Below are 13,592 nucleotides of genomic sequence, written 5' to 3'. Positions count from 1 at the left end.
TTCCAGTCTTTTTGTTTGTGTACTTCACTATCGACATCTTTCATCCAACCTCCTTAACTGTACTTGGTACTATTTATTATATATCATACCAATATTTATGTCAATACGTGTATTGGTATTATTTAGTTATATAGTACCATTATTTTCCACAAACTTTCAATCAGAAATTAGTGCAAAATGCAGAGAGGCCGTAACCCCAGACATAATCTGAGTTTACGACCTCTTGCATCAATCAGCACTTATATATTTTTAGTCAATCATTAGACCGTGAATAGTAACGTTATTTTAGCCTGGCCTCTAATCTCTGCATATGTTCTTTGATTGCTGATTTTTCTTCCTCAGTCATCTTCTTTTTACCGGCTCCGATGACATTGTATTCAACAACCTTAATAAGCTGCGATGCCCCTGTTCCCAGTCTCTCATCACTATCCAACTCATTCTGAAGTGAAAGCAGGGCAACGGATGCACTTAGCTCATCATCAGCTTCGTCAGCTTTTGCATATAGCATGTCATATAAAGGTCTTTTTACTTCGTCTGTAAATGTATCCTCACTATCAAGCAAAACTACGGTCGAAAGCAATAATCCTATATAATTCTGTGCTTTGTCATAGCCACTAATTGATAATCGTTTTATCAGATCCGACAATCTAAGCTTATATCTCTTTTGTCTGGACATCTTCTGAGGCATACCAGCCATAAGTGAATGATCGTAGGCATTCCTCATATCCTTATCTGTTTTAAGAAGCTCAGCATAGGCCCATAACAGTGCTGCTATAGATCCTTCACTCAGTTCATCATCCCTGCTGCTCATTAGAATCACACTGTTTCTCTCACTCACCTCATCACCCTCGTCATCAGCCTCCTTAAACTGACGCACCATAAGGAAATGAGCCGCGTCCAAAGCTGCGTGCATAATGTCTCTTGAAAATACCGGATCAAGATTCTCATATACTCTGGAGCCCACACACATCACAGCTATAAAAACCGAAAGATCAAAAATAGTCTCATCATAAGCTGTCCCATTTATGCTTTTAAGATTATTTAATTCAGAGCCTTCATATTCCTGATATAGCTTCTCCAGAACAGGACTGGTTGATTCAACCATGCTCTTTATCTTGTCAATATCATCAGCTGTACCGGTCTTATCTGAAAATAATTCATAGGCATAAAGCCTAAGAGCATTGCAAAGCTCCTCCATATCATCCCGAAGGACCTTTGCTTTTTTTAAAAATATATTTTGTATTATCTCGTAATTCATCATGCGCTCTATTGTAGTTTATAATTCAAAACTTCGTCAAATGAATCCTTATCAGCGTTAATCTTTTGTTCATTGCCGGCTGTAGCAACAGCAGCATTCTTAAATATCTTTTCATAACTCTCTGACGCTTCTTTCTGCATACTTATATCAGTGTTTCTTATGTCATTAACTGTCTCCACATAGCTCTTTTCATCAACGCCAAGAATATCTCTTCTGATTCTTCTGATGACATCATCCCAAATTCCATATATACTTGTTTCCTCACCATAGGCATTTAGTACATACCCTTTGTAATCATCATCATCGAATTCAGCAGTTTTAATAAACTCCGGTATACCTTCCAAAGCTTCAATAGAATCCTTTACATTGGGATCAGAATACGTATAAGCAGTCATTTGACTGGTGCGAAGTGATGCCTTGCTTCCTGCAGAATAAGCTCCCATCTGGAATCTACACTTAGGTACAACATACTTATCACTTGCTGCATAAATGAAAGGAACATAAGCTCCTCTGAAGTTTTCATCATTTCTAAAGTCAATATCATAGACGGTATAATTCTGGGAGTTCTCAACTATAACGCCTGTCTTAAGCGCCGGTACCGGAAGCTCATAGCCACCATCTTTCTCCTCACTCTCAGTAAGTGCTCCCAGTGTTTTTTCTGCTATTTTAACAACCTCTTCATTCTCCGCCTCATCTGCAACTGATGCAAATATAAGCTTTGTCTTTGTAAAAGCTTTTTTCCTTACAGCTTCTATATCAGATACTAATTTATTAAAGGTATCTTCAGAGTCAAAATTATTATCAATCTCTGAAAAATACTTATAAAAATCAGGATCGTATATATCCAGACTAAAGCAATCAGAATCTGATGTAACCGTCGTTCCGGCTGCCCCGGCATAGGATCTTGCCAATGAAAATGCATTGCTTTTAGCCGGGTTATAGCCCTCACAATTTTGTGAAATAACATGCTTTATATTTGTTTTATCACTTAAATCAGTTTCAGTAATAATATTCATCACAAGATCAAGCGCCTTATCAAAATCTTCATTCAATCCTCTCCAGAGAATGTGAACCATCGGCCTGTGATTTTCTTTTGCCTCCTCATTGGGATAAAAGAGTGATACACCAAATCCATTCAGGTATTCGCTTTCAAGAAGCGAGAGCTCATCAGTATTATACTTTGAAGTATTCACCTCAAACCACATATCCGAATAAAGCATCAGTGTTCGGATTTCCTCTTTTGATAGCGTACTCAAATCAAAGAATATATCGTAATATCCACCTTTTTTTGCATCAACGTTTCCAAGATAATATGTAATTCCATCTTCCTGTCTTTTCTCAAAGGATGTTGTCTCATATTCCGGAAGATCCTTAATATCAATCAAAAAGTCATTATTGGATAACTCATTAGCATTCCATTCATTGAATTCCTTTGTCTTCTGGACCAGCTCCTGAATCTCTTCTTCTGACATTTCTGCCTTCTTGTTTTTCAGATAATCCTCCAATTTCTTATCATGATCTTCAGCAAGCCCCGGCTTAGGAATGCATGCAATAAGAATACTTCTTGAAGGTGTCAGTACATCACCCGCAAGCTTTTTAAATGTTGTCTGCTCTTTGTCGGCAATCAGTTCATCAAGTACTCTTTCATACTCTTCATAGTAATCAACCTTGCCTGTTCTTGCCCAATATAGGTTATAAACACCACTTAAACTCACTCCAACGTTTGAACTGTCTCTTACAAAAATAGTGCCAAGCTCAGTTTCCTTAATATTCGCCTCAAAGATTTCCTTTGGTATTCCATTCTCTGCAACTTCTTTAAGTGTATATTCCGCTATCTCCTTTAATGACTGCATCTGATCTTCATTTGCATAGTCCATGGCAAATAAAAGAACCGGCTTTGCAAGATCAGTAGAAATCGCAGCATATACAGGATTTGATATACCTTCTTCGATAAGCTTTTTGTTCATGCAGGATGCATTATTATCGATTAGCGTTGTCAAAAAATCCCATTGAATAAGCTCATCATTAGTAGCATCCTCCATATCAATGGCATAATAGATTCTTCCACTGTCCTCTACAGAATCTCCTTCATACGCAGGAATATATTCAACCTTCTCAACGTATCCATCCTCTGCATGAGGATCTTCATATTTATTTAAATCCGTTCCATATACTTCATACTTTGACAGGTACTCAGAATCCAGGAACTCCAAAAACCTATCTATATTAAGATCTCCATAAAGAGAAATCAGGCTATTGTCAAAATGGTAGCATCTTTCATAGGTTTCAATTGTATGCTCATAGGTAAGATCATCATAATGATGTTCAGCCATACCTATCATATTAGATGCAATCTGTCCTGGGAACATATTATCCATTAGAGCATTTACGGCACAATCTCCCAAATCAGTTAAAAAGCCATAGTCTTCAGCATATACCGTACCATTTATTCCAATATCACCTTCAGGATCATCAAGCTCAAATCTTATGGCTTCCCTGTCAAAGATCTTTTCATTCTTCAAAATATCCGGGTCAACCATACAACTCATGTATGCGTCCATAAGTGTCATCAGCTGATCCTCGCTCATTGATGAAACAGGATAATATGTCGTAAGCAGATTAGTATGAGCATTAACGTAAGTGTTATAGGATTTATTGGCAAGATCAAAGAAAAGATCCTGAGAAGGATATTTTGCCGATGATGCAATTATTGCATGCTCAAAGACATGATTTGTATCAGTTTCATCTATATAGGGAGTCTTATAAGCAATACAGAATGACACTTCCGGATCAGAGTTCTTGGTATAAACAAGATCTGCTCCGCTCTTTTCATGCTTAAAGGTATATATATCAGAGCTAAGAAAACGGCTGCTGTACATATCATTTAATTTAAAACCATGATATGTCTCACCGACAGCCATTTCACCTGTAGCTTCGCTATCAGAATCATCTGATGCTTCAGCATCAGATGCTCCTTCAGACTCGTCCTCAGCTGTTTCTTCTTCAGTTTCTTCGGCAGCTTCTTCTTCCTGCTTTTCTTCCTCTTTTACAGTATCCTCTGTCTGTTCTGATGACTCTTCAGTATTTGAAGCGCTTTCCGTGGTCCCAGCTACGCTTGAATCATTTTTACCGGCGCTGTCATTTGATGGCGCTGCTGTGCTGCAACCTGCAACCAAACTGAGTGATATCAGAACTGCTATTATTCTTTTCCTCATCCTAAGCCCTCCAACGTTTCATCTACTACCATTTTTGAATGCCAAATTGCCATAAATCCCTAGTATTAAAATTTCTCACAATCACTCTCATTTTAACCTTGATAAAAATCGCTCTCAATTAAACTTCTATTAACTTTTTATTACATAAAAATAAGTTAGAATTGAAAAAAAGCTTCACGGAAACCTAATTCCATGAAGCTCTTTTTATTCCTCTGCACTCGCCTCTTTCCAGCAGATAAGAATACCCTCTTTCCCCAGATCACAAAGTATCAGGTAATCCTTAGGGATGTTATAAGACGTAACATACCGTTCTATATATTCTCTCTTAGAAAGCTCTGCTTTAATGCTGTATTCAGGACAGCTATCCATAAATCCCGGATCAGATTTTTCAGCCTTTGGGATATAATCCTTAAGATAATAATCATAGATGATATCAGGTTCTGCACAGAGCCAGATACAATAGTCAAAGCCCTGAATGAGTTTTTCGATTATCCTGCGGAGTTGTACATGCATCTGAGAATCCAAAATAGGGTAGCCCGAATATTTAATCTCATCAATGAGTAACAGCAGGAATCTGTAGTCCCTTCTTGATAACATATCCGCATAATGGATAATTATAAAATCACAGATTTCATATTTACCGCAGCTGAGAATCTCTGTTATGGCGACATCCATAGGATTTCTCTTGTTAGTAGACAGAGTACCATTTGCTGGAAAAAGCGTATCGTCTCTGTATCCAATTTTATTTTCTATAATTTCTCTCGCATCCCAGGTGAGATAATCATTTCGACATTTTATTCCCATTATTTATCCTAAACTCTGTAATTACTATCAAACAAAATAGCAGCCACATAAATTATACTATGTGACTGCTTCCATTTATATCTTATTTCTCTTTTCTTACACCGAGCTTTTCGTTTCTAGGTCTGGCATTTCTTCTGAATTTATCAGCAGATTCCTTCTTATGCATGGAAGAAGCATCTCTCAAACCACGGTCCTTGCTGTACTTTCCATCTCTGTTCCTACCATATCCACTATTTTTACGGCCATCTCTGGAGCCATGTCCTTCTCCTCGACCTCTGCCATCTCTGTCAAAACGGCCGCCTCTTCCATCTCTTCTGTCACGACTTCGCTGACCTCTGTAAATATCACGTTTTCTGGGTTTCAAATCAAGCTCTTCGGGAGCTTTACCCATCTTAAGTCTCATAAGACCGGCAGCAAGCTGCTCTATAGAATACTCATCCTCAGCAACCTTATCGTTCAAAAATTCAAGGCAATCAGTGATTTCGCCTGCTTCAATAAGATCAATTACCTCAGCAAAAATCTTTCTGGCCTTTGCTCTTGTTATTTCCTTTGCTGAAGGGATTTCACCCTCCTCAATTTTAGTGTGGCAGATGCGCTCAATATCCCTAAGTTTATACATCTCTCTTGGAGATACAAGTGAGAATGACTGTCCGCTCTTTCCTGCTCTTCCTGTACGTCCGATTCTGTGTACGTAATACTCAATATCCTCTGGGATATCGTAGTTAAATACAGCAGTTACACCACTGACATCAATTCCTCTTGCCGCAACATCGGTTGCAATAAGAAAATCTGCCTGGCCAAAACGGAAAAGATTCATAACAGTATCTCTCTGAAACTGTGAAAGGTCTCCGTGAAGTCCCTCAGCTCTGTATCCCTTGTTCTTAAGTATTCCGGTAAGCTCATCAACCTTTCTCTTTGTATTACAGAAAACAAGGCTTCTTACAGGCTGATGATACTCAATAAGTCTTGTGAGTACCTCCTCCTTGTAATTTGAAGGAACAACATAGAAATACTGTTCGATTGACTTAACAGTGATTTCCTTGGGAGTCATCTTAATATACTCTGCATCATGCTGATATTTTCTTGTAATCTGCAAAATAGGCTCAGGCATAGTAGCTGAGAAAAGAGCTGTCTGTCTCTGCTCCGGCATTCCCTCAAGGATTGTCTCAATATCATCTCTAAAGCCCATGTCGAGCATTTCATCAGCTTCATCAAGAACAAGAACACGAACATCTGCCATTTTCATGGTATGTCTTCTCATGTGATCCATAACACGTCCGGGTGTTCCTACAACTATCTGTACACCTGAAGAAAGCGCTCTTATCTGCCTTGAAATATCCTGTCCACCGTAAACCGGAAGCACCTTAACACCATGCATGTATTTTCCAAAGCTTCTGAGGTCATCGGCAGCCTGCATAGCAAGCTCTCTTGTAGGACAAAGAACCACTGCCTGAAGATGTCTGTTATCAGGATCTATCTTCTGAAGAAGCGGAATACCAAAGGCCGCTGTTTTACCGGTTCCTGTCTGTGCCTGTCCAATAATGTCAACGCCCTTCATCATTACAGGAATTGCAGCCTTCTGAATTGGAGACATATACTCAAAGCCCATCTCAGAAATAGCACGGAGAATTCTCTCGTCTATACCCTTGGCCTCATCATAACGAGCCTTCTCCTCACTGTGAGGTGATGACTTTGTTTTCTCCTTAGGACCTGTTACTGCCTCAGAAATCCCCTCAATGTTCTTCTTAATTTCATCTAAAATATTTGACATAAAAATCCTCTCTGTCTAAAAGAAAGTAGAGTTTTAAACGTTTGAAGCGTTATTAACTCAATAAAAAATGGGGACAGCATAAAATGTTGTCCCCACAGTAAACATATACACAATTTGAAACTATAGCACGAAATTAAATAATACACAAGTATCAATAATTACATGTCTCCACTCATAACATCCTTATTCTTAATGATGTAGTCACAAAGTGAAATAATAGTCAGCGCTAAAGCAATCCACATAATAATATTAGTTATAAGATTATAGAAAGGTACACGGTCACCAAGATCCGCAATCATGAGGATTACCATAAACATCTGGAAAGTAGTCTTAAACTTTCCCCAGTAGCTTGCAGCAATTACTCTGCCGTTTTCAACAGCAATAAGTCTGAAGCCACTGATAATAAACTCTCTTGCGATAATAATAACAACTATCCATGAAGGAATCTTGCCGAGCTCAATAAGGCATATCATTGCGCTGCAGACAAGAAGCTTATCAGCAAGAGGATCCATAAATTTACCAAAATCCGTTACCAGGTTATATTTTCTTGCGATCTTACCATCAGCCATATCTGTAAGCGATGCTACAATGAAAATTGCAAGTGCAATCCAGTGATCAGCTTCACCAAAGATATTAGCAAGCAAAAACAGTACAAAAAAAGGAATCAAAATAACTCTAATTACAGTAAGCTTATTCGGTAAATTCATTTTCATCTTCTTTCCCCTCCGTTAACTCCCCAATCAGGTCATAATCATTTGAACCGGTTATAAGAACATCAACAAACTGTCCGCTCATGAGATCATATGGAACATTCATGATAAAGAGATATCCATCAACATCAGGAGCATCCATATATGTTCGCGCCACATAGGTACTGCCATCGTATTCATCATCGTCATCGTCGGCAATTCTTCCTTCGATAACAGCACTTACAACCTGTCCGATTCTGTCTTTGGCAGCATTAAAAGCTATTTCCTGCTGTGCTTCCATTATATCATCTCTTCTGCTTTCCTTCACCTCCTGTGAAAGCTGATCTGCCATTTCTCCGGCAACAGTTTCTTCCTCCTGGGAATAAGCAAAGCATCCGAGCCTGTCAAACTTCATTTCTTTAATAAAAGAAAGTGATTCCTCGTGATCAGCCTCTGTCTCACCGGGGAAACCGGCAATAAGAGTTGTTCTCAGGCAAATATCCGGAATCTGAGATCTTATATAGCTTATCCTCTCAGCAATGGCAGCTCTTGTTGTTGCCCTTCCCATAAGCTTAAGTATGTGATCAGATCCGCTCTGAAGAGGTATATCGAGATAATTACATACCTTTGGCTCATTCTTTATTGTCTGTATGAGCTCATCAGTGATCTCCTCAGGATAACAGTACATTATGCGAATCCATTTAAGATCTTCTATCTCACAGAGCTTATGAAGAAGCTCCGGAAGCATTTTTTTACCGTATAGATCAACACCGTAAAGTGTAGTCTCCTGCGCAACAAGAATTATTTCCGTTACTCCCTGATTCACAAGTGCTTTTGCACCTTCAATCAGCTCTTCCATAGGTACGCTTCTGTATTTACCGCGAACCTTAGGTATAACGCAGTAAGTACAATTTTTATTGCAGCCCTCAGCTATCTTCAAATAATTGTACTGGCCACCTGTAGTCTGAACTCTCTTCTGATTGCCTGTAGGCTTCTTTTCAAGACTGTCCAGATAAATTCTTCTCATAGATGAAGTGTTTTCGGAAAGCTCTACGTCAGAAGGTTCCTGCCCATTTTCTGCAAGAACACCATCAAGAGCTTCAACTATATGCTCCACGGAAGCGGTTCCCAGAATCCTGTCAACTTCCGGAATCTCTTTCAGCACTTCTTCACGATATCTCTCAGCAAGACACCCGGTTACAATCAGTGCCTTATACTTTCCGCTTTTCCTATACTCACCAAGCTCGATAATCGTGTTGATACTTTCTTCCTTCGCATCACCAATAAAGCAGCATGTGTTTACCACTGCTGCTTCGGCTATTTCTTCATCATCTGTAAATTCATGCCCCCGCTGTGACAGCATTCCGAGCATAACTTCAGAATCAACACGGTTTTTGTCACAGCCGAGAGATACAAATAATATTTTCATATTGGTTACCTGAGAAAATTATTCCTCGACAGAATCCTCTTCCTTAGTTTCAAGAAGTGCTTCCTTCTCCTCGTCAGAAAGAATTCTGAGTTTATCGGCATTAAGTTCGTCAACAGCGATTGAAAGGAACTTCTCATTATCCTTAACTCTTACCATAGGCTCATCACCTGCGATAAGCTGTCTTGCTCTCTTAGCTGTTGCCATAACGATGGAATATCTTGAGCTGATGATAGGCTCATTTCCTTCCTCTACGTCCTTATTAACTACCTTCATAAGATCCACATATGACGGATGTATCATGTTAGTCCTCCATTTAAAAATAATTACTTTAACTCTGACAGCTGCGCCCTAATCTCTTCAATAAATTCCTTATTGCGATCAGGCGTATAATGGGCTGCCTGTATTATCTCATGCATCTGCTTAACGCAGACGTCAAGATCGTCATTGATTACTATATTATCATACTCGTCAATACCCTGTCCCTCTTCTTTTGCTCTGAGCATTCTTCCGTGTATGACATCATCAGTTTCGGTGCCTCTTCCACGAAGCCTCTTCTCGAGTTCCTCAACCGAAGGAGGTGTTACGAAAAGAAGAAGTGCCTGGGGGAATTTCTTCTTAATCTGAAGTGCACCCTGTATTTCTATTTCAAGAATTACATCCTTGCCGGCATCAAGCTTTTCCTGGACAAATTTCTTGGGAGTTCCATAGTAGTTTCCCACATAGCAGGCATGCTCCACCAGACCATCCTCCGCTATAAGCTTCTCAAATTCTTCCTTAGAGATGAAAAAATACTCTCTTCCATCCTCTTCTCCGGGTCTGGGATTTCTTGTAGTAGCTGAAATTGATAACGCATAATTATCATATCTTTTTATCAGCTCCTTCATCAGAGTACCCTTTCCGGCACCGGAAAAACCGGAAACAACAACAATAATACCTTTGTTATTCATAAAGTCTTACTTCCTACCTTACTCAATATTCTGAATCTGCTCACGTACCTTCTCAACATCTGTCTTAAGGCTTATGCCCCTGTCAGATATCTCAAGATCTGTTGATTTAGATAAGATAGTATTGGACTCTCTGTTCATCTCCTGAGCAAGGAAATCCAGTTTTCTTCCTATTCCTTCCTTATCATCGCCCTTATTAAGCGCATCTCTCATAGCTTTGATATGACTTCTTAAGCGAACAAGCTCCTCATCCACGGAAACCTTATCAGCATAAAGAGTAACCTCCATGATAAGTCTGTTCTCATCAACTGCCTTATCCTCAAGGAGCTCTTTAACCTTATCTCTAAGGCGGTTTCTGTACTCATCAATAATAATGGGGGATCTCTCTGTAATAAACTCAACGCTCTCAAGCATTCCTTCAAGTTTCTCATCAAGATCCTTGTGGAGGAATTCTCCCTCCTTCTGTCTTGCTGCAGCAAACTCTTCGCCGGCGCCGTCAATTGCCTTCTTAAGAGTTCCCCACATCTCTTCTTCATCAAGCTCCGCATCTTCCATGCTGAAAACATCCGGATACTTTGAAAGTGAAGATACTCTGATATCATTATCGATACCGAAATCTTCGGACATCTGCTTTAAGTACTCGAGATACTCGGCAGCAATTTCCTTGTTGTATCTTACTCTTGTATCGGTCTCGGAAAAATCCTCATATGTTATGAAAACATCGACCTTTCCTCTTTTAATAAACTGCTTAAGTTCATTCCTGATCTTGGACTCTAATGCATTAAACTTTTTTGGCATCTTGATATTGATATCAAGATAACGGTTGTTTACGGACTTCATCTCAACCGTAAACTTATGCTTCTCGTCGGCTACTTCACTTCGTCCGTAGCCTGTCATACTACAAACCATAATTCCTCCTAACCGAAAATATTTTCACTTCCGGTCTTTCTATCGTTATTTGGCATAATTCTGATAGAAACACCTCTATTATAATATGATGAAACAGCAGTTTTAGTCAATGATTTCAAGCTTAAACGCATATTATTATTGTCATTAAGAAAGACAGTGAAAATTGCTTCCACTGTCTTTCTTAATTTCTGTTTTTCAGATTTAAAAGAGATTATTTTGTGATTGTCTGCTTTTTACCTGAGATCCCTCTGGCTTTCAATACTTTTGTATAACTCTTTAATTTACTCTTAGGAACCTTTACTTTTGCTTTGGTATTAATACCCTTAAACGCATTCTTACCAACCGTATTCTTGGAAAGACTAGTTGTCTTAATTCTTATATTCTTAAGGTTTTTGCATCCATAAAATGCGTTTTTACCGATTGATAATATGTTTTTCTCAATAGTAACTGACCTTAACTTGGTATTGTTCCTAAACGCATTTGGAGCAATCGCATAAACCATATAGTTTACGTCATCAACTGTTATGTCTGCAGGAATTGTAACCTTCTTGTCACTGCTGTTCTTAGACTTTACATAAATAACAGCATTTGAATTTACACCTGTCTGTAATACAAGGTAATAAGCATTTGATTCCTCATCAACAACCGTATCACCTACCTCAGGCTTTGCCTTCTTAGTTTCAACCTTATCAGAAGGCTTTGTATCTTTTCCTTCTGTTTTCTTGCCTTCACCGGATTCATCCTTACCCGGCTTTATTTCCTCTGTACTTTTCTCACCGGTCTCATTATTTCCTGTGCTTTCCCAATGAGCATACAGAATCATATTCATATCGATTTTTAATAACTCACCGGGCTTAACTATAATATTATTTGTTGCCTTACTAACTTTCCAACCTGCGAATTTATAACCGCTTCTAGTTGGTATATCATTTGTGATAGTAAGAGCATTTCTATAGTATTTTATCTGGGAAGCCGGCGCATTATTATCACCATTGGCATCAAACTTTATTGAGTGCTCGGCAACAGCAAAATTCCATGTCTGGTTTGCCTGTATATTATTCCCGTTAAATGGCCTCTGCTGAACATTCGCCCCGTTACTTTTGGATGAATTAACCACATCCATTGCCATTCCGCTACATCTTGGAACAAGTGCATAGCCACTTCCTGCGGGAATTATTGCCCACTGCTGTGCCAGGCTACTATTTGCATCATGAACACATATATTGGAATTATATTGTGTACCTCCACCATATAAATCAAGCACTTTTCCTGAGGCTGCATTTGTAAGCTTATAATAACCGTTATTAAGCTTTTCTACGTCAAATGAATTATATTTACTCTGACATGAATCATCCCAAATCTGAACATTTGTAGCATTAGCTATATTAGCTGTATCTCCGGCAACATCCAATTCCAGGTTGCTATTCAGTGCACTGGTAATAATATATCTGCCATTACTAATTGGCTGGGCAGGTTTGTAGGGTATAAACACCCATGACTGTGCATCAGAATTGTTATTGGAACAGGTTCTTACATTTGAGTTATCCGCAATATTTCCGTTTTCTATATCCAGAGAATATCCGTTGCATCTGGCCTGAATTCTATAGCCATTTCTACCGTTTGCAGAAATAGCAAACAGCTGAGCATCGTTGTCTTCATAATTATAATAAACATCTACATTTGTACCGCTTTCAAGACCTTGATAATAAACATCAAGTGCCATACCTGTGTCATATTGAGTTATAGTATAAAATCCATTCTCATATTTTAGATGCCAAACATCATAATCATTAAGACTCAGATTATCCTCATGCCAAAGATGTACATTTTGAAATTCAGTAGCCGGATAACTGCTACCTTCTATATCAAGATAGTATTTCTGATTTGCTGCATTGGCTATAATATAATCGCCATCAGGCAGAGTTCTGCTATAGCCTGATGCCATTCTACTTCCTGTAGGTGTAGACGGAGTTGGTTCAGGATCGGGTTGAGGTGTGGGAGCCTCAGCTGTAAAGATTCTGATCCTTTGATATTTCTGTAAACTATATCCACATATCGTGTCGCCAACTTGAGTAACACCATACCCGGAATCATCTACCCACAGATTACCGGTTGATCTTGTTCTTTCTTCATCAACATATGAAAAGTGATTCGGACCACATACAATTACATAATACCCTTGCTTACTATAATTTATAGCAGTGTTTCTTCTTGTTGCATTGTCACCGCTTAACATAACACCATCTTTTTTCTGTGTAATAGTCTTTCCCAAAACTTTTTTTGCATACAAAATCGGGATTTCACCGGGAGTACCCTGCTCTGTAACATCCCCTAATGAGGCAACCTTACCATTAGCCGCACACCATCTAAATAATTCATCAGGATTAAAGTTTGGATCTGTAACAAGCCCTGTAGCTTTCAGTAATTTTGCATAAGAAACAATTCTGCAACCGCCACTTCTCATGGTGGCATAATCAGACTGCTTCTGTCTCCAATCACGCCAATCCGATGAATATGACGCCGCTTTCGAAGTGAAGCCAAATAAAATTGCAAAAAAAATTGTTACGTTTTAT

Annotated in this window: 10 protein-coding genes; all 10 read right to left on the bottom strand. The window is 38.8% G+C overall.

Features of this window, described 5'->3' with window-relative positions; all coding sequences use genetic code 11:
* Positions 1–280: 280 nt before the first annotated feature.
* Entirely contained in the window at positions 281–1,258 is a 978-nt protein-coding gene (locus BLR42_RS14025; protein ID WP_091870359.1) for a hypothetical protein, read from the bottom strand.
* An 8-nt stretch (positions 1,259–1,266) separates the two neighbouring features.
* Positions 1,267–4,473, bottom strand: a complete 3,207-nt coding sequence (locus tag BLR42_RS14020) for an insulinase family protein (protein WP_091870357.1) — start codon at positions 4,471–4,473, stop codon at positions 1,267–1,269.
* A 204-nt stretch (positions 4,474–4,677) separates the two neighbouring features.
* Positions 4,678–5,277, bottom strand: a complete 600-nt coding sequence (locus BLR42_RS14015) for a hypothetical protein (protein WP_091870355.1) — start codon at positions 5,275–5,277, stop codon at positions 4,678–4,680.
* Positions 5,278–5,359: 82 nt separating this feature from the next.
* A complete protein-coding gene (locus BLR42_RS14010) occupies positions 5,360–7,048 on the bottom strand; it encodes a DEAD/DEAH box helicase (RefSeq protein ID WP_091870352.1) in 1,689 nt (562 codons plus the stop codon).
* Positions 7,049–7,206: 158 nt separating this feature from the next.
* Positions 7,207–7,755: a CDP-diacylglycerol--glycerol-3-phosphate 3-phosphatidyltransferase gene (pgsA, locus tag BLR42_RS14005; protein WP_091870362.1), complete on the bottom strand. Its 549-nt coding sequence runs from the start codon at positions 7,753–7,755 to the stop codon at positions 7,207–7,209.
* Positions 7,739–9,166: a 30S ribosomal protein S12 methylthiotransferase RimO gene (gene rimO / locus BLR42_RS14000; RefSeq protein WP_091819496.1), complete on the bottom strand. Its 1,428-nt coding sequence runs from the start codon at positions 9,164–9,166 to the stop codon at positions 7,739–7,741. The genes pgsA and rimO overlap by 17 nt, the downstream gene beginning before the upstream one ends.
* A gap of 18 nt (positions 9,167–9,184) precedes the next feature.
* Positions 9,185–9,466, bottom strand: a complete 282-nt coding sequence (rpoZ, locus tag BLR42_RS13995; protein ID WP_022760070.1) for a DNA-directed RNA polymerase subunit omega — start codon at positions 9,464–9,466, stop codon at positions 9,185–9,187.
* Between the two features lie 23 nt (positions 9,467–9,489).
* Entirely contained in the window at positions 9,490–10,113 is a 624-nt protein-coding gene (gmk, locus tag BLR42_RS13990; RefSeq protein WP_026497450.1) for a guanylate kinase, read from the bottom strand.
* Between the two features lie 18 nt (positions 10,114–10,131).
* On the bottom strand, positions 10,132–11,019 hold the full coding sequence (locus BLR42_RS13985; RefSeq protein ID WP_022760072.1) for a YicC/YloC family endoribonuclease: 888 nt from the start codon (positions 11,017–11,019) through the stop codon (positions 10,132–10,134).
* Positions 11,020–11,230: 211 nt separating this feature from the next.
* Positions 11,231–13,483 carry an RICIN domain-containing protein gene (locus BLR42_RS13980; protein ID WP_091870349.1) on the bottom strand — a complete coding sequence of 751 codons (2,253 nt, stop codon included), beginning with the start codon at positions 13,481–13,483 and terminating at the stop codon, positions 11,231–11,233.
* Positions 13,484–13,592: the final 109 nt, after the last annotated feature.

Source organism: Butyrivibrio sp. INlla16, from assembly GCF_900104155.1.
GTDB lineage: Bacteria > Bacillota > Clostridia > Lachnospirales > Lachnospiraceae > Butyrivibrio.
Note: the sequence above shows the minus strand (reverse complement) of the source record. Positions and strands in the feature narration are given on the sequence as shown.

Bases quoted from the DNA above. Each gene is read 5' to 3' on its own strand.
- BLR42_RS14025 (WP_091870359.1), bottom strand. From the start codon at position 1,258: ATGAATTACGAGATAATACAAAATATATTTTTAAAAAAAGCAAAGGTC.
- BLR42_RS14020 (WP_091870357.1), bottom strand. From the start codon at position 4,473: ATGAGGAAAAGAATAATAGCAGTTCTGATATCACTCAGTTTGGTTGCA.
- BLR42_RS14015 (WP_091870355.1), bottom strand. From the start codon at position 5,277: ATGGGAATAAAATGTCGAAATGATTATCTCACCTGGGATGCGAGAGAA.
- BLR42_RS14010 (WP_091870352.1), bottom strand. From the start codon at position 7,048: ATGTCAAATATTTTAGATGAAATTAAGAAGAACATTGAGGGGATTTCT.
- pgsA (WP_091870362.1), bottom strand. From the start codon at position 7,755: ATGAATTTACCGAATAAGCTTACTGTAATTAGAGTTATTTTGATTCCT.
- rimO (WP_091819496.1), bottom strand. From the start codon at position 9,166: ATGAAAATATTATTTGTATCTCTCGGCTGTGACAAAAACCGTGTTGAT.
- rpoZ (WP_022760070.1), bottom strand. From the start codon at position 9,466: ATGATACATCCGTCATATGTGGATCTTATGAAGGTAGTTAATAAGGAC.
- gmk (WP_026497450.1), bottom strand. From the start codon at position 10,113: ATGAATAACAAAGGTATTATTGTTGTTGTTTCCGGTTTTTCCGGTGCC.
- BLR42_RS13985 (WP_022760072.1), bottom strand. From the start codon at position 11,019: ATGGTTTGTAGTATGACAGGCTACGGACGAAGTGAAGTAGCCGACGAG.
- BLR42_RS13980 (WP_091870349.1), bottom strand. From the start codon at position 13,483: ATGAGAAGTGGCGGTTGCAGAATTGTTTCTTATGCAAAATTACTGAAA.